This is a genomic window from Synechocystis sp. LKSZ1, assembly GCF_040436315.1.
Classification (GTDB): Bacteria; Cyanobacteriota; Cyanobacteriia; order Cyanobacteriales; family Microcystaceae; genus Synechocystis.
Window position 1 is genome coordinate 601,916 of sequence record NZ_AP031572.1, and the last position, 25,278, is coordinate 627,193.

Consider the following 25,278-nt stretch of genomic DNA (forward strand, 5'->3'; position numbering starts at 1 on the left):
TCCCATCGTTGAAATGTGTGACCTAGGAGAGGATTCACGGAAATGGACAATAAGCAAATGCTCATGATTCCCGGGCCAACGCCAGTACCCGAAAAGGTACTTCTGGCCATGGCGAAGCATCCCATGGGGCACCGTAGCGGGGCCTTTAGTAAAGTTATTGCGGAACTGACTAGCGGCTTAAAATGGTTGCACCAGACCCAAAATGATGTCCTCATGTTGACCGTCAGCGGAACGGGGGCCATGGAGGCCGGCATCATCAATTTTCTCAGCCCCGGCGACCGGGTTTTGGTCGGCAATAACGGCAAATTTGGGGAGCGCTGGGCCAAGCTAAGTAAAGCCTTTGGTCTAGCAGTGGAAGAAATAACCGCAGAATGGGGTAAGGCTTTAAATCCGGCGGACTTCCAGGCCAAATTGGAGGCAGATACCGAAAAGACAATTAAAGCGGTGATTCTCACCCACTCGGAAACCTCTACCGGGGTTTTAAATGATCTCGAAACGATTAACCGCGCCGTCAAGGCCCATGGAGAGGCCCTGATGATCGTCGATGCAGTGACCAGCCTAGGGGCCACCTCCGTACCTATCGATGACTGGGGCCTAGATGTCGTGGCCTCCGGTTCCCAAAAAGGCTATATGATTCCGCCGGGTCTGGGATTTGTAGCTGTCAGTGCCAAAGCCTGGAAAGCCTATGAAACGGCTAAGCTACCCCGCTTCTATCTGGATCTGAAGAAATACAAAAAAGCCACGGATGAGGACAGTTCCCCCTTCACGCCTCCCGTCAATTTGATGTATGGCCTACAGGCTTCCCTGCAGATGATGCAAGCGGAAGGCCTAGACAACATCTTTACCCGCCACCAGCGCCATACGGAAGCCACACGAGCCGCCATGAAGGCCCTGGGACTTCCCCTGTTTGCTCCGGATAATGCGGCCAGCCCTGCCATTACCGCCGTGGCTCCAGTGACCGTCGAGGCTGAAAAAATCCGTAGCACCATGAACAAGCAATTTGACATTGCTCTGGCGGGGGGTCAGGATCACCTCAAAGGCAAAATTTTCCGCATTGGTCATTTGGGTTTTGTCTGTGACCGTGACATTCTCAGTTGTGTCGGGGCCCTGGAGTCTACCCTGATTAAGCTTGGCCATAGCGGAGTTACGCCGGGTGCTGGGGTCGCGGCGGCGGCCCGAATTCTGTCTCAGTAAATTTTTACTACTTCTTTCCCGTTCCTGACCACTCCAGCCCAGGGCCTGCTCAGCCGTTGGAGTGGCTTGATTCCGGCCACAAATGTCAGCAAACCCCAAAATCTTTTTTGGCGATTGCCGGCCTTTCGGAGTTCCCATCTGTTACAATGTCTTAACAAACAGGGGCAAAGCCAAATCCTGATGGTTTCTATGCAGAAACTAACCCCACGGAATTGTCTGGTTGTAGTCCCTAAATAGCCACAATAGCGGACTATCAAACCTCAAATACTATTCATGGGCAATAAGCCAACTGTCGCTATATCTCACCTGGGATGCGAGAAAAATCGGATTGATTCCGAACATATGCTAGGACTGTTAGTCGATGCCGGCTACGCCGTCGATGCTAACGAAGAACTAGCAGACTATGTTATTGTCAACACCTGTAGCTTTATTCAAGATGCTCGCCAGGAATCCGTCAGGACGCTGGTAGAACTGGCGGAGGCCAATAAAAAAATTATTATTTCGGGTTGTTTAGCCCAGCACTACCAAGAACAATTGCTCGAGGAAATTCCAGAGGCGGTAGCAGTCGTCGGCACTGGTGATTACCAAAACATCGTGGACATTGTCCAACGGGTTGAACAGGGGGAGCGGGTCAAGGCCATTTCTGCTCAGCCGACCTTCATTGCGGATGAATCCTTACCCCGTTATCGCACGACGACGGAGGGGGTTGCTTATCTGCGGGTGGCCGAAGGCTGTGATTATCGCTGTGCCTTCTGCATTATTCCCCATTTGCGCGGCAATCAGCGCTCCCGCTCCATTGAATCCATTGTGGCCGAGGCCCGGCAATTGGCGGCTCAAGGGGTTCAGGAATTGGTTTTAATCTCCCAAATTACGACCAATTACGGTCTAGACCTCTACGGAGAACCCAAGTTAGCGGAACTGCTCCAGTCCCTTGGAGATGTCGATGTTCCCTGGATTCGTATCCACTACGCCTATCCAACGGGCTTAACCCCTAAGGTGCTAGCCGCTATCCAATCCACCCCCAATGTTTTACCCTATCTAGACCTGCCCCTCCAGCATTCCCACCCGGAGGTACTGAAGGCCATGAATCGGCCCTGGCAGGGGCAAGTCAATGACGCGATTATTGAGCGCATTAAGACCGCGATGCCTGAGGCGATTCTCCGTACCACCTTTATTGTGGGCTTCCCTGGGGAAACCGATGCCCACTTTGAGCACCTACTTGAGTTTGTGGCTCGCCATGAATTTGACCATGTTGGGGTCTTTACCTTTTCTCCAGAGGAAGAAACCCCTGCCTATCACCTCCCCAACCAACTGCCCCAGAGCGTCATGGATGAGCGCCGTGACCGTTTGATGGCCCTCCAGCAACCCATTGCGGCTCATAAAAACCAAGCCTGCATCGGCCAAACGGTGGAGGTCTTAATCGAGCAGGAAAATCCTGAGACCGGAGAACTGATTGGGCGCTCCGCCCGTTTTGCCCCGGAAGTGGATGGCTTGGTCTATGTCAAGGGAGAAGCTCCCCTTGGGGCCCTTGTCCCGGTCACGATTACCGCTGCTGATGTGTATGACCTCTATGGTCTGGTGGCCGACCCTGAGCCGGTCTAGATTTGAGCGCGACTGAATCCTTGCCGCTAGTTAACGAGATCCTCTATTTACCCAATATTTACCCAACTTTTTTCTTTAACCTATGACCCTTACTTTCCAAGACCTCGGCCTATCTGCAGAACGTTGTCAACAGCTTGAAAGCATTGGCTTTCAGAATCCGACGACCATTCAAGAACAGGCTATTCCCCTACTCCTGAGCGGCCAGGATATGCTGGCCCAATCCCAAACCGGTACCGGTAAAACAGCGGCTTATTCTCTGCCCTTACTCGACCGGATCGAACGCCGGAGTGGAATCCAAGCCTTGATTTTGACCCCGACGCGGGAACTGGCCCAACAGGTAGCTGAGGCCATAAAGGACTTTTCCGGGGATCGCCGACTGCACATCCTTACGGTCTACGGGGGCCAGTCCATTGAGCGCCAGATCCGTAGTCTAGAACGGGGCGTGCAAATTGTAGTCGGGACGCCAGGACGGGTGATTGACCTGATTGAACGCAAGAAACTGATCCTGGATACCGTGAACTGGGTCGTGCTAGATGAAGCTGATGAGATGCTGAGTATGGGCTTCATTGATGATGTCAAAACCATTCTCAAGAAAACGCCAGAAAGCCGACAAACCGCTTGCTTTTCCGCTACCATGCCTCGGGAAATTCGGGAGTTGGTCAACCAATTCCTCAAGGAACCGGCCCTGGTGACGGTAACCCAGACTCAAACCACCCCCACCCGCATCGAACAGCAACTCTACTTTGTGCCTCGGGGTTGGTCTAAGGCCAAGGCCCTCCAGCCGATTTTAGAAATTGAGAATCCAGAATCAGCAATTATTTTTGTACGAACCAAGCAAACTGCCGCAGAGTTAACCAGTAAGCTGCAGGAGTCTGGCCATACAGCGGACGAGTACCATGGCAACCTCAGTCAATCCCAACGGGAACGCCTTGTTCAGCGCTTCCGGGATGGCAAAATTAAGTTGGTTGTCGCCACGGATATTGCCGCCCGGGGCCTGGATGTGGAAAACCTCAGCCATGTGATCAACTTTGACCTGCCGGATAACGCCGAAACTTACATTCACCGAATTGGCCGGACGGGCCGGGCGGGGAAAACTGGGAAGGCCATTGCCCTGGTGGAGCCCATTGATCGTCGTTTGTTGCGTCAGATCGAAAATCGTCTCAAGCAACGGATTGATGTTTGTCAGTTGCCCGACCGCTCCCAGGTAGAAGCCAAACGCATTGCTAAACTCCAGACCCAAATTCAAGCGGCCCTGGCTGGTGAACGTATGGCATCCTTCTTGCCTCTGGTACGGGAACTGAGCACGGAGTATGACCCTCAGGCCATTGCCGCGGCGGCCCTGCAAATGATCTACGACCAAAACTGTCCCCAGTGGATGAAAACAGATTGGGAAGTCCCAGAAACCGACTATTCCAAGCCCATTATCAACAAGCGGAAGTTCAACAAACCCAGTAAGCCCAGCCGTTACCATGGTGACCGCAGACCGGTTTACAGCGATCGTCAAAACTAAGATCCTTCTTCAGGATGCTGCTTTGAGAGTCCCTGGGGTCAGGGACTTTCTTTTGTTTACAATAGCCTTCTGGCAAAAACCTAAAAAATCTAAGTCAGTGCTTGATTTTTAGACAAAAATTGAGCTTTCTTCCTGGTATCGGTTATGATGTCCGCTCAAACAATGGCTCACTACAATCGTTGGATGAATCAGCGAATCTACAATTGCTGTACTACTCTTTCTGACGATCAACGGAAACGCGATATGGGGGCCTTTTTTCGGTCTATCCACGGCACCCTCAATCATTTATTATTGGCGGATCGTGTTTGGATGGGGCGCTTCACGGGTAAACATTTTCAAGTTGAATCCCTTAATCAAGAATTATACGCTGACTTCTCCGCACTGCAAATCGAGCGAGAAAAGGAAGATCGTCGGATTATCGATTGGGTCGCTTCCCTATCTTTCCAGGACTTAGAGGGGGAACTAGTTTACACCAGTATTGTGAATCCTGAACCCCGGCGATATCCTCTGGGTTTCGCCCTTGCTCACTTTTTCAATCATCAAACCCATCATCGTGGCCAGGTCACAACGCTCCTAAGCCAGCTAGGCATTGATGTGGGGGTAACGGATCTACTCTGGCTTCCCCATGATGAGCAAGCAGGGGCCATGGATTAATATTGCGCTCCTATCAGCCGCTTGGGTCTATCTATATTTTCTCCGCTAGTTGACTTTTCAGATGGGCCTCAACCCCGTATGATTGGGGAAAATTGATCCCCTGTAGACATGGTAAAACGGATTTCTATTCTCGGCTCCACGGGCTCTATTGGTACCCAGACCCTGGATATTGTAGCCCAGTATCCCGACCAGTTTCAGGTGGTGGGCTTAGCCGCAGGGAGTAATTTGACGTTATTAGTTAGTCAAATTCGCCAATTTCGGCCGGAGATAGTCGCGATACGCCAAGAAAGTCTGCTTGAAGCGTTGAAAATAGCCATTGCTGATCTAGATCCCCAACCGATTCTCCTGGCTGGAGAGGCTGGCATCGTAGAAGTGGCCCGCTATGGAGATGCCCAGAGCGTTGTGACAGGAATTGTGGGCTGTGCGGGCCTATTGCCGACCATTGCCGCTATCGAAGCCGGGAAGGATATTGCCCTCGCCAATAAGGAAACCCTGATTGCTGGGGGCCCCGTTGTATTACCCTTGGTGGAAAAGCATGGGGTGAAATTATTACCGGCGGATTCGGAACATTCGGCAATCTTTCAATGTTTACAGGGGGTACCGACCGGGGGCCTGCGGCGTATTATTCTGACGGCATCGGGGGGGGCCTTCCGGGATTGGCCGGTGGAACGTTTACCCTTGGTGACGGTGCAAGATGCCCTCAAACATCCCAATTGGTCAATGGGCCGGAAAATTACTGTGGATTCAGCCACCTTAATGAATAAAGGCCTAGAGGTGATTGAGGCCCACTATCTCTTTGGCCTAGACTATTCCGCCATTGATATTGTTATTCATCCCCAGAGCATTATCCATTCTCTGATCGAAGTCCAAGATACTTCTGTCTTGGCCCAACTGGGTTGGCCCGATATGCGGTTGCCCCTTCTCTACGCTCTGTCCTGGCCCGAGCGTCTCTACACCGATTGGCCCCCCCTAGACCTAGTCAAAGCTGGCGATTTAACCTTCCGGGAACCCGACCACCAAAAGTATCCCTGTATGCAGTTAGCCTATGCCGCTGGCCGAGCCGGAGGCGCAATGCCCGCAGTCCTCAATGCTGCCAATGAGCAAGCTGTCGCCCTTTTCCTGGAGGAACGGATTCAGTTTTTAGATATTCCGCGTCTGATCGAACAGGCCTGTGACCAGTTCACACCCCAGAATCGAGTAAACCCCAGCCTGGATGAGATTCTAGCAGCCGACCAGTGGGCCCGTAATATGGTGGCTCAGGCCAGCCAGGAACTCGCTCCTTCCACAGGAAGCAATAATACTCTGATGGCAGTTCTTTAGTTGGATCATGCAGATTCTTCTTTTTCTCAGTGCATTGTTAATCGCCTGGCTGTTGTTTACTTGGCTATGGAAAGTTTTTAAAATTAGCCTGAAAACAGCCTTGACCATTGCAGTCATTGCTTTTATTTTGCAGTTTGCCTTTGGGATTAGTCCCGAAAAATTGTGGCAGGAGATTATCAACCTTCCCCAACTGTTTTTAGGTAAGTCGAGTCGTTAAACAACCATCGATAAAGTCGATTGGCCCCAACCCCACCACCAGCTAATGTTTCGATAACACGATAAATTGTTAAGATAGCTTAATAAGATATTTCAACGATAAATTTCCTGCTTGAAAATTATGCGTCGAGTCCTCAGTTTGTTGCTCGTCCTGCTCCTAAGTTTCACGGTCGTGGCCTGCGGAGAAACCTCTAGCTCCCAGAAATCCCCTGGGCAGAATGCGTCCTCAGCCCAAACCCAACGGCTAGCCAATGGTCGTTATACCGTGCAACAGGCCACCTACGATGATGGGACGGGAGTCTATACTCTTATGCTCCTGGATACGCCCCCGGGTTCTCCCTCGCTCTATCGTACCGATAATCTTCGTATGGCCCGACTTACAGATGAGGAACTGGCCCAGGGAGAAAAAACGGCCCTGAAAATCCAAGGGAATGAAGCGGAACTCTACCTCACCGAAGACTTTAAAATTGAGTACGTTCACAATGTAGTGGAAACTCAGACTGATCCCAACACCGGCCAATCGCGACCGGTGATCGTCCGCCAAGAATCGAGCTTTTGGACGCCCTTTGCTGGGGCCTTGGCCGGCCAGGCCCTGGGGAATTTGCTTTTCCGTCCCCAGTACTACGTTCCCCCGGTTTACGTCGGTGGGCCGTTAACGGGCTACGGTGGCTATGGAACCACCTACGGTCAGGCTGTAAATACCTACCGCACTCGCTATAATGCCACTCCCCCAGCCGTCAGTAATCGACAAACCTTCCGGACTACAGGGAAATTACGCACTCCCCCCTCTAGCCAAAGTAGTGCTAACCGGAAAGCCAATCCCCAGGGGACTAAGTCCAGTGGGTCTGGCTTTGGCTCGAGTCAACTCAAGTCCTCTGGTTCCTCCAGCGGTACCAAAATGAAAAGCAATCAAAGCTTTGGTAGCAATCGGGGCAGTCGCTCCCGCAGTTTTGGTAGTAGCGGCCGTCGTCGTCGTTAGGCCCGTAAATCAGTGACGAAAAAACCCTCAGCCGAAGAGATCAGCTGGGGGTCGCTTTTAAAAAGGGTTCATGACCTCAGTTTAGCTAACTTGGGCCTGGCCATTCGTGGCGGTACTCTCAATCACTTTATCGATCAGTCCGTACTCTACCGCTTCTGCGGCGGACATAAAATAATCGCGGTCGGTATCCTTCGCAATTTTTTCGATAGTCTGACCTGTGCGCTGGGCCATAATCTCGTTGAGTTGCTGACGAATACGAAGAATTTCCTTGGCCTCAATTTCAATATCCGTAGCTTGACGGCGACCGGTTCCCCCCATGGGTTGGTGGATCATAATCCGGGCATGGGGCAGGGCCAGACGTTTACCGGGAGAACCCGCCGCCAAGAGAAAGGCCCCCATGGAGGCGGCCAGGCCCACACAGATGGTAATCACTTCAGATTTGATGTACTGCATGGTGTCGTAGATAGCCATACCAGCAGTAACGGAACCACCGGGAGAGTTGATATAGAGATAGATGGGCTTACTAGGATCTTCGGAATCGAGGTAGAGCAAAAAGGCAACGATACGGTTGGCAATCGAATCATTCACTTCCTGGCCTAGAAAAATAATCCGTTCTTGACTAAGACGGGTATAAATATCAATCCAGCGTTCGTACTGACTGCCGGGAAGACGATAGGGAACACTGGGAACACCGATAGGCATAGGTCACAACAGGGAATAAAGGAATAGTTGAAAGAAGGAAGAACCACTTCTAGGACAGGGCCGCCAGGGGTTTGGGGAGCTCTTGAGTACTTTCGAGCACCCGGTCAATTAAGCCGTAGTCCTTGGCCTGAGCTGGGGTGAGGTAGAACGTCCGGTCGAGGTCTTTACTAATTTTTTCGATGGCTTGGCCAGTATTCTGGGCCAAAATTTCTAGCAGGGTGCGTTTATTGGCAATTACTTCCTTGGCCCGAATTTGAATATCGGTAGCTTGGCCCTGGGCCCCGGTTCGGTTCTGGTTCAAAACAATGGTGGCGTGGGGAAGACTGGCCCGGAAGCCTTTAGTACCAGCGGAGAGGATCATGGCGGCAGTGCCCATGGCCTGGCCAATACAGATAGTGTGTACCGGAGGCTTGATGTAGTTCATGGTGTCACAAATGGCAAAGGCCTCAGTTTCAAAGCCAATGGCATCCCCGGTGTACCAAGATGTTCCGGTGGAGTTGATATAAAAGTAAATGGGCTTCTCGGGATCATCAAATTGGAGATAGAGAAGCTGGGCAATGATCAGTTGGGTGACATCAAGCCCGACCTGCTGTTTGACCTCGTCGGAAGAAAACAACGGCATTCCCAGATAAACAATGCGCTCCTTGAGGAGAAGGGATTCGAGATCCGGGGGCGGAGTCCGGAAAGAAACATCGCCGTAGTAGGCAGATTGAACGGCTTTAATGTCCATGGTACTTGGGTAGTCGGATAGGAACCCCAATGAGCTATAGCGTCGCTTACCATTGAGTCGGTCTGGGGGTTAGTCGTATTTTAGCTTACTGTGTATAAGGCCCAGGTAATCCCTCTAGAAACAAACGGACTCCCCACGGATTGAACAAGCTTTCCTGACTTTATCAAGACAGATCCCTTTAGCGTCATGGCCGAAAGCGGAGAACTCGATTTAAAATCGAGAGATGTTTTTGAGGGTTGAGAATTCCTGACCTTCGTTGCCGACGCTACTGCCGAGTGAGTCCCCTAGGAGCTAATTGTGAGCCAATCCAGCCTACTTGACACCCCAAACCCAATGACTGACCCCATCCCATCGACGGTCTTTAACCCGGAAGAGTTCGATACCTACGTCATGAGTACCTACGGACGTTTTCCCATTGCCATCGAGCGGGGGGAGGGGAGTCGCCTCTGGGATACGGCGGGGAAGGGCTACCTGGATTTTGTCGCGGGGATTGCTACTTGTACTCTGGGCCACAGCCATCCGGCTTTGGTGAAAACCGTTAGTGAGCAGATCCAAAAACTACACCACGTCTCTAACCTCTACTACATTCCCGAACAGGGGGCCTTGGCCCGCTGGATTGTCGAACATTCTTGCGCTGACCGCGTTTTCTTCTGCAACTCCGGAGCTGAGGCCAATGAAGCGGCGATCAAGCTCGTCCGTAAGTATGCTCATACCATCTTGGATTTTCTGGAGCAACCTGTGATCCTGACCGCCAAGGCCAGCTTCCATGGTCGCACCTTGGCCACCATTACCGCCACGGGCCAGCCCAAATACCAAGAGCATTTCAATCCCCTAGTACCGGGATTTGCCTACGTCCCCTACAACGACATCATGGCCATTGAAGATGCGATCACTGACCTGGATGAGGGTAATAGTCGCGTTGCCGCTATTATGCTGGAACCGTTGCAGGGAGAGGGGGGCGTCCGGCCCGGAGACCGTCACTACTTCCAGCGCCTACGGGAAATTTGTGACCAGAACGACATTCTATTAGTCTTTGATGAAGTCCAGGTGGGGGTAGGCCGCACGGGAACCCTCTGGGGCTACGAGCAACTGGGGATTGAACCGGATATTTTTACCAGTGCCAAGGGCCTGGCCGGGGGCATTCCCATCGGGGCCATGATGTGCAAAAAGTTCTGCGATGTTTTTGAACCAGGCAACCATGCCAGTACCTTTGGCGGCAATCCCTTTGCCTGTGCGTCGGCCTTGACGGTGCTACAAACCCTGGAAACCGACCACATTCTGGCCAATGTCCAGGCCCGGGGTGATCAACTCCGCACTGGCCTAAAAGCCTTAGCAAGCAAGTACAGCAATTTGTTCAGTGACGTGCGGGGCTGGGGCCTGATCAATGGCCTAGAACTGAGAACCGAAACGCCCCTGACATCAATGGATCTGGTTAAAGCCGCCATGAACCAGGGCCTGTTATTGGCGCCGGCCGGGCCGAAGGTACTCCGCTTTGTGCCTCCCTTGATCGTAACGGCGGCCGAGGTGGCAGAAGCCTTGCATTGCCTGGATCAAGCCATTGCCCAAGTCCTCTAGATCCAGCGAGTGGTCTTAACCGTTGCCGTTGATGCTACCCCTGTCCGGGGCCGCCTGAGTGGGGTCGGCTTCTATACCCTGAGTTTGCTCCGGGCTTTAGTAACACTCCAAGATTCAGAAAACTTTCGCCTACGGCCCTATTTTCATCCTGGCCTCAAACCCTGGCTCCGGGGAAATCGACGGCCCAATGAGCGCCTGCAGGATATCGCAGATCTGCACTGTGTGCCGCTTCCGGTGACCATCGCCCAGGCCCTGCTTCCTTGGCCCAATCCCTGGTTAGCGGCCTGCGCCCAGACCTTGGAAAAGCCCAGTCTGGTTCATGGGACGGATCACTTTGTCTATCCCTGTCGGGGCAGTCGCCATCTGCTTACTATCCATGACCTCACCTTTCTGAAGTATCCCGAATTTGTCCCTCCCCTCGTCAAAACCTACGGTGCGCGAATTCAACGCTGTCTGCGCTACACCGATGCCATTCTTACCTTTGCCCAGAGTACGAAACAGGACATTGTTGAATATCTGGGGATCGCTCCCGAGCGGATCTTTGTTACCTACCAGGCCAGCCGCTATTCACCCCATTCCCTTAGCCCCCAAAAAATTGCAGACCTCCAGACCCAAATTCCCTACGACTTCTCCCGGCCCTATTTCTTGTTTGTCAGTACACTAGAACCTCGCAAAAATGTGGCGGGACTAATTCAGGCCTTTAACCAATTTAAAGCCCACACCGGAGGCGACGAACAGTTAGTCCTGATTGGCCAGTGGGGTTGGAAATACCAGGCCATTCGTCAGGCCCTGGTGAATTCCCCCTACCGCGCCCATATTCATCACCTGGACTATGTTGCCAACGATTGGCTGGCCCTGTTTTATCAGGAGGCCCTAGCCTTTGTTTATCCTTCCTTTTATGAAGGTTTTGGCCTGCCAGTGCTGGAGGCGATGAACTTTGGCCTGCCGGTGATTACTTCCCAGCGGGCTTCTCTGCCGGAAGTGGTCGGTTCCAGTGGGCTACTCATTGACCCCGAGCAACCGGGAGAATTGGCGCTGGCCCTCCAGGAATTAGCTCACAATAGTGCCTTAAGGGCCAATTTAAGTCAACAATCCCAGCAACGGGCCCAACAGTTTTCATGGCTACAAACGGCCCAACAAACCCTGCGTGCGTACCAGGCCCTAGTATGACCCTGCTCGTTAATCTTTCCTTTCTCCTGCCCCAACCTACCGGCATCAGCGTCTATGCAGCCAATATTGTTCCCTATCTGGCCCCCCTCAAGCCCACACTCCTGACAGCCCAACCCCAACCGGGTTTTGATTGCTGTCCGATTCCGGCCAACTTGACCCCCGCCCAAGGGAGTCGGGGCCATCTCAATCGTTTGTACTGGACTCAGACCCAACTACCTCGTTTGTACCGTCAACACCAGGGCCATTTGCTGTTTTCTCCCATCCCGGAAGCTCCCCTCGGGGCAGACTGTCGTACCGTGGTGATGGTGCACGACCTAATTCCCCTGCGGTTTCCCAACTGGAAATCCCCCCTCACGCCCTATTTTCGTTGGTATATTCCCGCGGTTCTCCGCCAGGCCGAACATATTGTGTGCAATTCCCAGGCCACAGCCCAGGATATGGTGGATTTTTGGCAAGTGCCTGCCCGTAAGATCACGCCCATTCTGCTGGGTTACAACCAAGACCATTTTCGGCCCCCCAGTACACCGCTGCCACCGACCCCCTGTCCCTACTTTCTCTACCTCGGCCGTCCCGATCCCCATAAAAATGTGGCTAGATTAATCGCGGCCTTTGCCCAACTACCCGAGGGGCAGGACTGTGAACTATTGTTAGCCGGGCCGGAAGACCCTCGTTATACGCCCCGACTCCGCGCCCAAACTGAGGCCCTAGGGATTAGCGCCAAGGTGAAATGGCTGAATTATGTTCCCTACGACCAACTTCCCCAACTCATGCATCAGGCGACGGCCCTGGTTTTCCCCTCCCTCTGGGAAGGCTTTGGTTTTCCGGTGCTGGAGGCGATGGCCTGTGGAACAGCGGTGATTACATCCCAGATTTCTTCCCTGCCGGAGGTCGTGGGGGATGCGGGCCTCTTGGTGAACCCCTACGATATATCGGCTCTCGCGGAGGCCATGCAGGCCCTTTTGCAAAATTCGTCCTTGAGACAGGCCTTGATCCAAAAAGGATTGGTCAGAGCGAGTCAACTCACTTGGCACCAAACTGGCCAGCAGACGCGAGAACTACTCCAACACTTTCTTTAGAATTCAACCTCATCTGTAAGCGGTGGATGCTAATCTCCCTGAATCCAAAGACGACGAGCTCTAACCATTGCCCCTCGTTTACAATCACAAGACAAAACGGGTTGCTATGGAAAATGTGGATATGTCCTCTTCTTCTCCCTCTGCTTGGTTTGCGGGCCGCTCAGTGGCCATTGCATCGATGCACCACAAAGAAAGGGTCATCGCCCCACTCCTCTCGGCCCAATTGAAGGTTAATCCCTTTGTCTGTGCCTTGGATACCGATCAGTTTGGCACCTTTACCCGCGACATCAAACGACTCGGCACCCAGATCGAAACAGCTCGTCGCAAGGCTCAAGCGGCTCTGGCCCTGACAGGAGTGGATCTGGCCATTGCCAGTGAGGGAAGTTTTTTTCCCCATCCCGATGCGCCCTGGTTGGGCTGTAACCGTGAAATTGTTTTATTGATAGATCAAAAAAATCAATTAGAGTGGCTTGGCCAAACCCTCAGTGAACGCACCAATCACCAAAACCAGCGGGTAACAAGTTGGCCCGAGGCCCTGGCCTTTGCTGAGACCATCGGCTTTCCCGACCATGGCCTGGTGGTGTTTCGGCGGAGTGCCAGTCAGGGGGAACAAATTCTGGCTAAGGGCCTTACCTCCGAGAGCGCCTTATGCCAGGCCCTAGAGTCGGCCTTGGCACAAAACCCAGGAGAGATTTATCTAGAAACTGATATGCGGGCCCTCTACAATCCCACTCGCATGGCCATTATCGAACAGGCTACTCAGAATTTACTAGAAACGCTTCAGTGTTTTTGTCCTAGTTGTCATTGCCCGGGTTTCACGGTGCAGAAACGAGAAGCCGGACTCCCCTGTGCCTGGTGCGGTGGGCCGACAGCCTTAATTCAGACCGAAATCTATGGTTGTCAGCGGTGCGACTGCCAGCAAACGCGAGAGGTCAATCCCTCTTTTGCAGATCCTATGTATTGTTGTGCTTGCAATCCCTAGGGAAGAGATGGCCCTGAAAGAATAGCCCCATGATTTTACATAAGTAAAAGTTATTGCCATGTTTAGCAATTCAGTCTTCATTCATTTATGTTTTCCTTTATCATTCTCTTAATCAAATGCAAAAAAGAAAAAGCATTGATTTAAGCCAATAGTTCAGGCTAGATATTATCCATCTTCTGGTTAAGGCATAACTCCAACTTATGTCCTGGGGGATTTTTGTCTCTAGCACCTGGGCTGTGGTATTGACCACCAACCGTTATCAGTGACGAAGTATGACTTACCTTAATCGGCGTAAATTTTTAATCAATGCGGGGCTAGCGACCACGGGGGCCATTCTATTAAAGGGCTGTAATCCTCCGGACGCCAGTAATAGTGGGGGAAGTGGCACAGCGACTCCTAATCAAGCGGCTAACCTGACTCCAGAAACGACCCCGGAGACGACTAAAGCAAAGCTCGGATTTATTCCTATCTTTGAAGCAGCTCCGCTAATTATTGCTAAGGAAAAAGGCTTTTTTGCCAAGTACGGCATGACGGACGTGGAAGTTTCCAAGCAAGCTAACTGGGGGGCTGCTAGGGATAACGTGGAGATCGGTTCCGCCGGTGGGGGGATTGATGGTGGTCAATGGCAAATGCCCATGCCCTATCTTATTAGCGAGGGCTTGATCACCAAAAACAACACAAAAGTTCCCATGTATGTTTTGGCAATGCTCAATACCCAAGGCAATGGCATTGCCATCGCCAAGACCCAAGAGGGCAAAAATATTGGCCTCGATATGAGCAAGGCAAAAGACTATATCGTTGGCTTGAAAAAACAAGGTAAACCTTTTCGAGCCGCCTATACTTTTCCTAAAGTTAATCAAGATTTTTGGATTCGTTACTGGTTAGCGGCGGGCGGTATTAATCCCGATACGGATGTCACCTTGTTAACCGTTCCTGCAGCCCAAACCGTTGCCAATATGAAAACGGGCACCATGGAAGGCTTTAGTACTGGCGACCCCTGGCCGGCTCGTATTGTGGGTGACAAGATTGGGTTTATGGCTGCTTTGACTGCACAGATTTGGCCTTTTCACCCGGAAGAATACTTTGCAATGCGGTCTGACTGGGTAGACAAAAATCCTATTGCAACGAAGGCAATCCTGAAGGGGATTATGGAAGCTCAACAGTGGTGTGACAAGAAAGAAAATCGCCCTGAAATGGCAAAAATTTTGTCTAGTGCTTCTTACTACAATGTTCCTGTGGAAATTCTCCAACCGATGTTACTGGGGACGTACATCATGGGAGATAACCAGCCTGGAATTGAAGATTTTCAAAAAGCAGCCTTGTATTGGAAATCCCCCCGAGGTAGTGTCTCTTATCCCTATAAGAGTCTCGATCTTTGGTTCTTGACTGAAAGTGTCCGCTGGGGCTTCTTGCCGGCATCTACCCTCGATAACAATGCTAAAGCGTTGATTGATAAAGTTAACCGCTCTGACCTCTGGAAAGAAGCGGCTAAAGAAGCGGGCGTTCCCGATGCGGATATTCCCACCAGTGATTCTCGCGGCACTGAAGCCTTCTTTGATGGCAAAGTCTTTGACCCAACTAATCCCAAGGCTTACCTCGATAGCTTGGCGATCAAAAAATTAGTTTAGGGTTTGCAAGAATAAAGCAATTTTACCGTTGGTGAGATACATCTAGGGCTTGCCCAGTAAGCGTTATCGCTTGGAGGCTGTATCTCCGCCCAAGACATAATTACTGTAACCCTTGATGACGCTTGTTTCTGCCTTCTATTAACCATCTCAAATCTATTCTCCGAGGAGCACTTTTACTATGGCAACGACTCTAAGAACCCAACGTCCAGCAACCAATCCCATCGCCAAGTTCTGGAAAAAGAACAGTCAGAATATTATTCCTCCTATCATTGGCATCGTCGGCTTTTTAGCCGTGTGGCAGCTCTGCTCTATGACAGGTTTGATTAAATTGCCCCCACCGACAGATTTAATCACTAACGAACGAACTCGTATTTATTTACTTTATCCCTTCTTTAATCGAGGTGGCACGGATGTGGGCCTATTCTGGCAGGCTATGGCTAGTCTCCAGCGGGTAATTATTGGTTACTCTTTTGCTGCCTTGATAGGCATCGCCGTCGGTATTATTGTTGGTCTTAACTCGTTCTGGAATAAGGCCCTCGATCCTCTCTTTCAATTTCTGCGAACGGTTCCTCCCCTGGCTTGGGTTCCCTTGGCCCTGGCGGCCCTCCAACAGAACCAACCCGCCGCACTCTTCGTAATTTTCATCACTGCTGTTTGGCCGATTTTGATTAACACTGCCGTTGGCGTTCAACAAATCCCCCAGGACTATATCAACGTTAAACGAGTGCTACAGTTGGCCCCCCGCAAGTTTTTCTTTAAGATTCTCATTCCTTCGGCCCTGCCCTATATTTTCACGGGTCTACGGATTGCCATTGGTCTGGCTTGGCTAGCGATTATTGCAGCGGAAATTGTGATGTCCGGGATTGTCGGGATTGGCTTCTTTATTTGGGATTCTTACCAAAATAACTACATCAGCGATATTATTCTGGCTCTAATTTATATCGGTGCCATTGGTCTGATTTTAGACAAGTTAATGGCCTGGGTGCAGACTCTAATTGTCCGGGAATAAGTCGGCTCAACATTGCTTAGGCCCTACTGACAATACAAGTCACCACAATTTGTCTCGCAAATAGGGTCTAGGTCGTTCTTACAACCTCATTTTCTTGAAAACATTAACTACACTTATTGGGTCAGATTCTATCATGAAAAATTCTTGGTTCCTTTGGTTAGCAAGTACACTGGCAGGCAGTTTGCTGGTAGGGTACAGCCCGGTCGTCATCGCTCAAGACGAAACTGGTGTCTCTCCGTTGTCCCTAGATAAGTCAGGGCCAGATTTATCGGCACTTCCCACTTCAGCGATGGATCAGGTGACGTCGGTTTCAGAACTCCGAGATGTCGCTCCCAATGATTGGGCCTACGAAGCCCTCAAAAGCTTGGTCGAACGCTATGGCTGTATTGTTGGTTATCCAGACAAGACCTTTCGAGGCAATCGTGCCTTGAGCCGCTGGGAGTTTGCTGCTGGGCTCAACGCTTGCATGAATACCATGGAACGTCTACTGCAAGAAAATGTGGCCGTGCTCCGACAAGATATCGATACCCTCAAGCGTTTAGCAGAGGACTTCCAGGCTGAATTGGCGGCCTTAGGAACGAGGGTTGATAACCTAGAAGCTCGTACATCTTTCCTAGAAGATCATCAATTTTCAACGACAACAAAACTGACTGGGGAGGTCATTTTTTCTCTAAGCGGGGCATCGGGGGGTGAGCCTGGCTCCTCGAACTCTCAGTTTACGTTCAACGATCGGGTACGATTAAACCTCACCACAAGTTTTACGGGTAAAGATGCGCTGATCACGGGGTTGCAGGCTTATAACTTTAAGGCCGGACAACTGGTTACTGGCACAGGGAGTGTGGCTGAAGTTCTATTTCCTAATGATGGTTCAATTCTTGGGGAAGGGATGACGAGTCTCAACTATGAACCGCAATTTGCTGGGTTTAATCCCCAAGATCTTCAACCGAGTTGTGGCAATAACAGTCTCTGTCTGTACAAACTGTTGTACGTGACCCCTGTTGCAGATAATTTGACCTTTTTCGTCGGGCCCAAGGCCGAGGTAACTGATGCGTTTCCTGCCATCGTGCCCTTTGCCAGTGAGGGACAGGGGGCCCTATCGCGGGCGTTTGCCATTAACCCTGTGCTTCGCGTCTCTGGGGGAACCTCCGGAACCGGCCTGGCGTCGGCGGCGGGTCTCATCTATACGCCGAACCCAGTGGTGGATCTACGGGTGCTTTATGGCTCGGTGAATGCCGCCATTCCTCAAAATCAGGGATTTCCTGGAACCCCACTTGGGGCAGGGTTGTTCAATGGCAGTTTTGTGGCAGCGACCCAACTTACCCTACACCCGACGGATAACCTTGACATTGGCTTTAATTATGCCTACAGCTATCACCAGATTAATATTCTCGGTACCGGCTTATCCGGCTCTGCGTTCAATGTCTTGGGTGGTTTGCCGCTCACAACCCCTGTTAACGTCAATTCCGTTGGGACGACCCTGACCTGGCGCATTAGCCCGAGTGTTTACTTCACGACCTACGGTGCCTACTTTATGGTGGATCAAGCCAATAGTGGGTCAGCGTTTACAAACTTGGCAAGCTGGATGGCAGGATTGTATTTCCCCAATGCTTTAGCAGACGGTAATTCTGCAGGCCTGATATTCGGTCAACCCCTGGCTCGAGTCGGTGCGGGGAACGGCGCTACGTTGACCCCTACCAATATCGGCAATCGGGCAACACCTTACCAAATTGAAGCATTTTACAACTACAAGATTAACAACAATATCAGTATTACCCCTGGTGCTTTTGTCATCTTTAATCCCGAAGGCGATTCCGATAACAGTACTACTGGCGTTTTTGCTTTGCGGACGACCTTCACTTTCTAGACTTCATTTCTGTTCCTTTCTCTTGAACTACTATGAGCGTTTTTGTTGCTGTTGATAACATTGATAAAGTTTTTCCCCTTGCCAATGGTGGTGAATACCTGGCCCTAAAAGGGATTAATTTGGAAATTAGAAAGGGAGAATTTGTTTCCCTGATTGGTCACTCGGGCTGTGGCAAGTCAACCCTGCTGAATATGATTGCCGGTCTAGATCTACCCAGTGAAGGCATTGTCACTCTGGCCGGCCAACAGGTGAAAAATCCTGGCCCCGACAAGATGGTGATTTTTCAAAACTATTCCCTCTTGCCCTGGTTAAGTGTGCGGCAAAATATCGCCCTGGCCGTTGAAGAAGTGATGAAGGGGGCCTCCCCAACGGAAAAGACCCAACTGATCGAAGACCACATTGACCTCGTTGGACTGCGCCACGCGGTCGATAAATTACCGAAAGAACTATCGGGGGGGATGAAACAACGGGTAGCCATTGCCAGGGCCCTGGCGATTCGCCCCAAATTACTACTGCTCGACGAACCCTTTGGGGCCCTGGATGCCTTGACCCGAGGCAATTTGCAAGAGCAGTTAATGCGGATCTGTGAACAGTATCAGATCACCTCGATCATGGTCACCCATGATGTAGATGAAGCGGTGTTGCTGTCTGACCGGATTGTGATGCTAACCAATGGGCCTGGTTCGGTGATTGGGGGCATTTTAGACGTGGATATTCCCCGGCCCCGTAAACGGATGGAAGTCGTTAATCACCCTAGTTACTACAGTCTTCGCAGTGAGATTATTTATTTCCTAAACCAACAGAAACGGATTAAAAAACTACGGGCCAAAAAAGTCACCACAATTGCTCGCCATGGTCTAGAAAAGGTCAATTTAGAGATTGGTTTTGTCCCCCTCACGGCTTGTGCGCCCCTGGTAGTGGCTAAAGAAAAAGGCTTTTTTGCTAAGCACGGCCTGGATGAAGTGAGTTTGGTACGGGAAACCAGTTGGCGTGGCATTGTGGACGGCATTTCCGGGGGCTACCTAGACGGGGCCCAAATGCCCGCCGGCATGCCCACCTGGTTAACCGCCGGGGGTTACCAAGAGCAACCCCTGCCCATCGTAACGGCCCTAACCATGACCCGTAACGGTAATGGCATTACCCTCGGCCGCAAACTGTACGACCAGGGGGTTTATACAGCGGCGGATTTTAAACAATGTCTATTAGCCTCCGACGGCAACCCCCATACCCTCGGGATGGTGCACCCTTCCTCTATGCACAATCTGCTGTTGCGCTACTGGTTAGCGGGCCATGGCATTGACCCCGACCGGGATGTCAACCTTAAAACCATTCCTCCGGCCCAAATGGTAGCTGACCTCAAGGCCGGTAGCATTGACGGCTATTGTGTGGGGGAACCCTGGAATCTACGGGCGGCCATGGAAGGCGTCGGCTTTACCATTGCCACCGATCTAGAAATTTGGCCGGGCCATCCGGGGAAAGTGCTGGGGGTTCGGGAAGATTGGGCCCTGACCTATCCCAATACCCACGTGGCTTTGGTTAAGGCCCTGCTGGAGGCCTGTCATTACTGTGCTGACCCAGCCAACGAGCTGGAAATCCGGGAAATGCTGGCGGCGCGGGAGTATTTAAGCACCAGTATTGACTATATTCACCTGGGCGACCCCAATCAAGTCACCTGTAGCTTGGAGCGGCCGGTGGAGTATGCCCACCATCTCTTTGCCGGGGCCAATGTCAACCGTCCCAGTCGGACAGAACACCTGTGGATGATGACCCAGATGGCCCGCTGGGGAGAAATTCCCTTCCCCCGTAATTGGGTCGAGATTTTAGAACGGGTTTGTCGGGTTGGTGTATTTAGTACAGCGGCCAGGGAACTCAGTTTAGACGTGAATTACCAACGTCAACCCATCGTGCTCTTTGATGGCATTCCCTTCAATGCTGAAGACCCCATCGACTACCTCACCCATTTAGAGATTCATCGCAATTTCACCATGGCGGAAGTGCATCTCCAGGCCCCGCGCTTGGTAACTGCTTAGTTCTTTGTTGGTTTCTCTGTTTTTGCTGATCTGACTATGCAAACCCTTAATTTGCCCACGGCTACCTCTAATTCCATGACATCTGAGCCTTTCCTGCTAATTGAAAATGTCTCCAAGGTTTATCCCACGCCTCGGGGGCCCTACACTGTTCTAGAAGATGTCAACCTTAAGGTTGATGAAGGAGAATTCATCTGTGTAATTGGCCACTCCGGTTGTGGTAAATCGACGCTCCTGAATATGGTTTCTGGCTTTGCCACCCCCACCGACGGCTCCGTTCGTCTCCAGGGCAAGGCCATCACCCAGCCTGGCCCGGATCGTATGGTGGTGTTTCAAAACTATGCGCTTCTGCCTTGGCTAACGGCCCTGGAAAATGTCTATCTGGCGGTTGATTCCGTCCATCCAAATAAGTCCGAGGCAGAAAAAAGGGCCATTGCCAAAGACCACTTAGCGATGGTGGGCCTGACCGAGGCCATGGACAAAAAACCGCCTCAAATTTCCGGGGGGATGAAACAGCGGGTTTCCATTGCACGGGCGTTAGCGATTCGTCCTCAAGTGCTGATCCTGGATGAACCCTTTGGGGCCCTCGATGCCATCACCAAGGAAGAACTTCAGGAAGAACTGCTGAAAATCTGGAATGACCATCGTTGTACGGTATTGATGATCACCCACGACATTGATGAGGCTCTATTTTTGGCGGATCGGCTGGTGATGATGACCAATGGCCCCCAGGCCAAGATTGGGGAAATTATGACCATTCCCTTCTCCCGGCCCCGCGACCGTGACCGCATTATGGAAGATCCAGAGTATTACAAGCTTCGTAACTATGCCCTCGACTTCCTCTACAATCGTTTTGCCCACGATGATGCGGCCTAGGAAATCCATGCCAGGCTATGGGCCCTCTATCCTGGGGGGTTAGTGGTTGCTCCGATTTTATCTGTGGTTTTTGCGGGAAGGTCGCCCTCAAGTGTGGCCTTCTCTTTTTTCTTATGTGGAGATATAGATTAGCCAAGGGCCTGGCAGGCTTGAGCTACAACTAGAGAGAAGGGTTTCCTTTGTAGCGTATGTTGTTGCCGATCTTCTTGCCATTTCTTCAGGCCCAGGCCCCGATGCCAGTGGCCCCCACGCCAGCGGCCACGGCCCAGACCTACTTTAGCCAGGGTCTGCAGGCTTATCAGCAGGGTCGCTTGGCCGATCTTTACCTTGCCCAACAGGCCTGGGAAAAGGCGCTGGCCCTGTGGCAACAGCAAAATAATCGCAACCAGGAAATCGTCACCCGCAATTTTTTGTGTTTACTGTATGACAACCTGGGGCAGTACCCGGCGGCTTTGGACTGTTATCAACGCTTGCTTAACTTGACCCAGGCTGAAGGAGACCGCCACACGGAAGCCTCCACCCTAACGGCAATGGCTCGCCTACAGTCCCGCCTCGGCAATTATCAGACTGCTTTGGAGACGTTGCAGCATTCCCGACAACTATGGCAGGAACTGGGTTTTCGCACCGGGGAAGTCTCGGCCCTCAACGAAACGGCACTGGTTTATTTCAACCTGGGGGATTGGGTGCCAGCCCAGCAGGCCTACGAACAGGCCCTAGCCATTGCTGAAAAGTTGGGGAACTTGGCCCTGACTGCCACCATTGACCAAAACTTAGCCCAGGTGGCCCTGGAGTCGGGGCAGATTGACCGGGCCTTTCGTCTAACGTTGCGGGCCAATGGCCAATGGGATGCGTTGCTCCAGCAGTGGGGCGACCGGGCCAGCCTAGAAATCAAACGGGGTAAAGCAGCCAGTTTAAATAATTTGGCTTTTCTCTACGTCCAACAAAACCAACTGCCCCTGGCCCAACGCAGTTATCAACAGGCCCTGCAACATTGGCAAGCGATGGGAGACCGTCCCGGTGAAGCTAGTACTCTCAATAATTTGGGCTACACCTACTTTCGCCAAAATCGCCTCGACTCCGCCCAGGACTATTACCAACAGGCCCTGGCTCTACGCCAACGCATCGGCGACCGGCCCAAAGAAGCCATTTCTCGCTACAGTCTGGCGGTACTCGAACAAAAAAAAGGAAACCTCAAACTAGCCCTAGAGCAGATTGAACAGGGCCTGACTATTATTGAAGACCTGAGGAGCAACCTCCGCAATCAAGACCTGAGAACCGCCTTCCTCGCTTCCAAGCAGGACTATTACCAGCTCTACATTGATCTCTTGATGCAATTGCATCGTCAACAGCCGAATCATGCTTGGGATGCCCAGGCCTTAGCGGCCAGTGAACGAGCCAAGGCCCGCTCTCTCCTCGAGCTCCTGGCCACGACCCCAGGACAACTCACCACGGGGATTCCCCCCGAACTACTGGCTCAGAAAACGGCCCTCCAGCAACATCTTGACCACTTAGAGGAACAACGCCTCCAGCTTTTTATCGGTAACCAGTACCAACCGGAAAAACAGGTGGCCCTGGATACGGAGATTCAAACGACCCTGGAACAGTATCGTCAGGTATTGGCCAGTATTCGTTTAGCCAGCCCCCGCTACGGGGAGCTAACCCAACCCAAAACCCTTTCTTTAAAAGAAATTCAAGCCTTATTGGAACCCGACACGGCTCTGCTGGAATACGCCCTGGGCCCCCAACGCAGTTATCTCTGGGTGATTACCAACCGTTCCCTCCAGAGCTACGAGCTACCTTCAGCCGCCGAGATCGCCCAGAGCGTTAAGACCTTCCGGGATAGTTTTTTGCAACCGACCCAACGCCTCCGCCGCTATTTGGCCTTAGAACAGGGCCAGTACCTCCGGCAGCAGGTGCTACCGTTCCAACCGAGTCATCGTCGCTTAGTCATTGTGGCTGATGGGGCCTTACAATACCTCCCCTTTGGAGCGCTGATCAGCAGTGGGGCCACGCCGGATGTCGCCCCCCGTTCCTTGGTGGATCAGTACGAGTTTGTTTCTCTGCCCTCCGCCTCCGTTCTCGGCCAACTTCGTCAAGACTTAGCCCGTCGTACCCCGGCCCCCCTCGGTTTAGCCATTTTTGCTGATCCTGTCTTTAGCCCGGAGGATGAACGTCTGCGCAATACGGGGGCCGCGATTTCCCTGGCCCTCTCGCCCGATCTCGCCCGGTCAGCCAGGGATTCGGGGGTTTTGTTTAACCGCTTACCCTACACCCAGACTGAAGCTCGGCAGATCTTGGCCCTGTTACCTGGCCAGCCGAACTTACCGGAATTGGGTTTTGCGGCCAATCGGAGTCGCCTAATTAGCCAACAAGTGAGCCAGTACCGTTATTTGCACTTCGCTACCCATGGCCTGCTTAATAGCGAAAACCCCCAACTATCCGGCCTAGTGCTCTCCCTATTTAATCCTGAAGGCCAATCTATTAATGGCTTTTTGCGACTCTACGATATTTTTAATCTACAACTGCCAGCGGAATTAGTAGTCTTGAGCGCCTGTGAGACAGGCCTCGGCCAGGAAGTGCGTGGTGAGGGCCTGATTGGTTTAACACGGGGGTTTATGTATGCGGGTGCCGCCAGGGTTGTAGTTAGTCTCTGGAGTGTAGATGATCAGGCCACAGCTTTATTGATGACGCAATTTTACCAAGGGCTGCTGGATCAAAAGTTGTCCCCAGCCAGAGCGTTACAGCAGGCCCAACAGGCCTTGAAGCAAAATCCCCAATTTGCCTCCCCCTACTACTGGGCTGGATTCACCCTCCAAGGGGAGTGGAAAAATTGAATCCAGCCGCTATCGTCTTGGTTCTCGTTGGGGGAATTTCCTAGACCAAGCCTCTGAAGCCCGACGACATAACTGACCCCACCCGTCCTCCCCTTGCGAAGGGGAGGTGCCATCGGCGGAGGGGTAAAAATCTGTAGCCCTAGTGTGAAAGATGGGTATTAGACCAAGCCGTCTTTCTGGGCCATGGCTAACATCAAGTCAATGACACGGCAGGAATAACCCCATTCGTTGTCGTACCAGGCTACTACTTTAAAGAAGTGGTCGTTCAGCCCAATCCCGGCCCCGGCATCAAAAATACTGGAGCGGGCATCGGTACGAAAGTCCATGGAAACTACCGGCTCATCGGTATAGCCTAAAATTCCAGCCAAGTCGCCCTCAGCGGCGGCCTTCATCGCGGCACAAATTTCGGCATAGCTAGTGGCTTTTTCGGTTTTCACCGTCAGATCGACCACAGACACATCGGGTGTGGGCACCCGGAAGGCCATACCGGTTAATTTGCCCTTGAGATGGGGTAGAACCAGGCTAACGGCCTTAGCGGCCCCAGTAGAAGCAGGAATGATATTTTGGGCCGCCCCCCGCCCGCCTCGCAGGTCTTTTTGACTGGGACCATCAACGGTGGGTTGGGTAGCCGTCATGGCATGAACCGTCGTCATCAGGCCCTCAGCAATGCCAAAGTTATCATCTAAGACTTTAGCGACTGGGGCCAGGCAATTCGTCGTACAACTGGCATTGGAGACAATCAAGTCCGTGCTGGGATTGAAGCTGTGATGATTAACACCGACGACGAAGGTGGGGATTTTATCGGGGTCTTTACTGGGGGCTGAAATAATCACCCGTTTGGCCCCGGCCTGGAGATGGCTTTCGGCGGTGGCAAAGGTGGTAAAGCGGCCGGTGGATTCCACCACATAATCGGCTCCCAAGGCCCCCCAGGGTAGTTGGCTAGGGTCACGATTGGCCAGACAGGGAATTTTTCGGCCATCGATAACAATGCTGTCGTCCTGGGCTGTCACCGAACCGGGGTAGAGGCCATGGGTAGAGTCGTACTTGAAGAGATAGGCCAAATTATCCGCCGAAACCAGGTCATTAATGCCCACCAACTCAACCTCGGGATGGGTCATGGCAATGCGGGCCACTAAACGACCGATGCGGCCAAAGCCATTAATGCCAATTTTTAACATGGGAAATGCTCCTAGGGGCAATGCAGAAAGATTCAGTCCAGGGTCTAGGCGCGTTGCAGTTACATTCCGCCTTCGACTTGCCCTCAACCATAGCCCAATCCTGGCGGGGATAAGTTGAAAAAAGTTGGAAGAGTTGGCCCTCTGGCCTGGAC

At 52.0% G+C, this 25,278-nt stretch carries 20 protein-coding genes; 17 read left to right on the forward strand and 3 right to left on the reverse strand.

Annotated elements, in window-relative coordinates; genetic code table 11:
- Positions 1–42 precede the first annotated feature (42 nt).
- The 7 genes from ABXS88_RS02915 to ABXS88_RS02945 all read left to right on the forward strand — a co-directional run bounded on the left by ABXS88_RS02915 (position 43) and on the right by ABXS88_RS02945 (position 7,475).
- Entirely contained in the window at positions 43–1,194 is a 1,152-nt protein-coding gene (locus tag ABXS88_RS02915) for an alanine--glyoxylate aminotransferase family protein (protein WP_353673694.1), read from the forward strand.
- A 273-nt stretch (positions 1,195–1,467) separates the two neighbouring features.
- Complete coding sequence (gene rimO, locus ABXS88_RS02920; RefSeq protein ID WP_353673695.1) at positions 1,468–2,796, forward strand: 30S ribosomal protein S12 methylthiotransferase RimO; 1,329 nt, start codon at positions 1,468–1,470, stop codon at positions 2,794–2,796.
- 82 nt (positions 2,797–2,878) lie between these two features.
- Positions 2,879–4,306 (forward strand): DEAD/DEAH box helicase, encoded by a 1,428-nt coding sequence (locus tag ABXS88_RS02925; protein ID WP_353673696.1) that lies wholly within the window; start codon positions 2,879–2,881, stop codon positions 4,304–4,306.
- Positions 4,307–4,450: 144 nt separating this feature from the next.
- Positions 4,451–4,960, forward strand: coding sequence for a DinB family protein (locus ABXS88_RS02930; RefSeq protein ID WP_353673697.1), 510 nt, complete (start codon positions 4,451–4,453; stop codon positions 4,958–4,960).
- 108 nt (positions 4,961–5,068) lie between these two features.
- A complete protein-coding gene (gene dxr, locus ABXS88_RS02935) occupies positions 5,069–6,280 on the forward strand; it encodes a 1-deoxy-D-xylulose-5-phosphate reductoisomerase (RefSeq protein ID WP_353673698.1) in 1,212 nt (403 codons plus the stop codon).
- A gap of 7 nt (positions 6,281–6,287) precedes the next feature.
- On the forward strand, positions 6,288–6,497 hold the full coding sequence (locus ABXS88_RS02940; protein ID WP_353673699.1) for a hypothetical protein: 210 nt from the start codon (positions 6,288–6,290) through the stop codon (positions 6,495–6,497).
- A 120-nt stretch (positions 6,498–6,617) separates the two neighbouring features.
- Entirely contained in the window at positions 6,618–7,475 is an 858-nt protein-coding gene (locus ABXS88_RS02945) for a hypothetical protein (RefSeq protein ID WP_353673700.1), read from the forward strand.
- Positions 7,476–7,556: 81 nt separating this feature from the next.
- Here ABXS88_RS02945 and ABXS88_RS02950 read toward each other — a convergent pair whose 3' ends face one another.
- Positions 7,557–8,177, reverse strand: coding sequence for an ATP-dependent Clp protease proteolytic subunit (locus ABXS88_RS02950; RefSeq protein ID WP_353673701.1), 621 nt, complete (start codon positions 8,175–8,177; stop codon positions 7,557–7,559).
- A gap of 49 nt (positions 8,178–8,226) precedes the next feature.
- Positions 8,227–8,907 carry an ATP-dependent Clp protease proteolytic subunit gene (locus ABXS88_RS02955; RefSeq protein WP_353673702.1) on the reverse strand — a complete coding sequence of 227 codons (681 nt, stop codon included), beginning with the start codon at positions 8,905–8,907 and terminating at the stop codon, positions 8,227–8,229.
- A gap of 333 nt (positions 8,908–9,240) precedes the next feature.
- Here ABXS88_RS02955 and ABXS88_RS02960 point away from each other — a divergent pair, with 333 nt between their 5' ends.
- The 10 genes from ABXS88_RS02960 (at position 9,241) to ABXS88_RS03005 (ending at position 23,948) form a co-directional block, all read left to right on the forward strand.
- A complete protein-coding gene (locus tag ABXS88_RS02960) occupies positions 9,241–10,482 on the forward strand; it encodes an aspartate aminotransferase family protein (protein ID WP_353673703.1) in 1,242 nt (413 codons plus the stop codon).
- Between the two features lie 9 nt (positions 10,483–10,491).
- Complete coding sequence (locus ABXS88_RS02965) at positions 10,492–11,652, forward strand: glycosyltransferase family 1 protein (RefSeq protein WP_353673704.1); 1,161 nt, start codon at positions 10,492–10,494, stop codon at positions 11,650–11,652.
- A complete protein-coding gene (locus ABXS88_RS02970; protein ID WP_353673705.1) occupies positions 11,649–12,728 on the forward strand; it encodes a glycosyltransferase family 1 protein in 1,080 nt (359 codons plus the stop codon). The genes ABXS88_RS02965 and ABXS88_RS02970 overlap by 4 nt, the downstream gene beginning before the upstream one ends.
- A gap of 121 nt (positions 12,729–12,849) precedes the next feature.
- On the forward strand, positions 12,850–13,710 hold the full coding sequence (locus tag ABXS88_RS02975) for a DUF6671 family protein (protein ID WP_353673706.1): 861 nt from the start codon (positions 12,850–12,852) through the stop codon (positions 13,708–13,710).
- Between the two features lie 272 nt (positions 13,711–13,982).
- Complete coding sequence (locus ABXS88_RS02980) at positions 13,983–15,338, forward strand: CmpA/NrtA family ABC transporter substrate-binding protein (protein WP_353673707.1); 1,356 nt, start codon at positions 13,983–13,985, stop codon at positions 15,336–15,338.
- A 178-nt stretch (positions 15,339–15,516) separates the two neighbouring features.
- Positions 15,517–16,347, forward strand: a complete 831-nt coding sequence (gene ntrB / locus ABXS88_RS02985) for a nitrate ABC transporter permease (protein WP_353673708.1) — start codon at positions 15,517–15,519, stop codon at positions 16,345–16,347.
- A 133-nt stretch (positions 16,348–16,480) separates the two neighbouring features.
- The gene (locus tag ABXS88_RS02990; RefSeq protein ID WP_353673709.1) at positions 16,481–18,211 is read left to right on the forward strand and encodes an iron uptake porin; all 1,731 of its coding nucleotides are present in this window, start codon (positions 16,481–16,483) and stop codon (positions 18,209–18,211) included.
- Positions 18,212–18,243: 32 nt separating this feature from the next.
- The gene (locus ABXS88_RS02995) at positions 18,244–20,241 is read left to right on the forward strand and encodes a nitrate ABC transporter ATP-binding protein (RefSeq protein WP_353673710.1); all 1,998 of its coding nucleotides are present in this window, start codon (positions 18,244–18,246) and stop codon (positions 20,239–20,241) included.
- A gap of 36 nt (positions 20,242–20,277) precedes the next feature.
- A complete protein-coding gene (locus tag ABXS88_RS03000) occupies positions 20,278–21,114 on the forward strand; it encodes a nitrate ABC transporter ATP-binding protein (protein ID WP_353673711.1) in 837 nt (278 codons plus the stop codon).
- A gap of 188 nt (positions 21,115–21,302) precedes the next feature.
- Positions 21,303–23,948, forward strand: a complete 2,646-nt coding sequence (locus ABXS88_RS03005) for a CHAT domain-containing tetratricopeptide repeat protein (RefSeq protein ID WP_353673712.1) — start codon at positions 21,303–21,305, stop codon at positions 23,946–23,948.
- Between the two features lie 158 nt (positions 23,949–24,106).
- Here the strand turns inward: ABXS88_RS03005 and gap are convergent, their stop codons facing one another.
- The gene (gap, locus tag ABXS88_RS03010; protein WP_353673713.1) at positions 24,107–25,126 is read right to left on the reverse strand and encodes a type I glyceraldehyde-3-phosphate dehydrogenase; all 1,020 of its coding nucleotides are present in this window, start codon (positions 25,124–25,126) and stop codon (positions 24,107–24,109) included.
- Positions 25,127–25,278 lie beyond the last annotated feature (152 nt).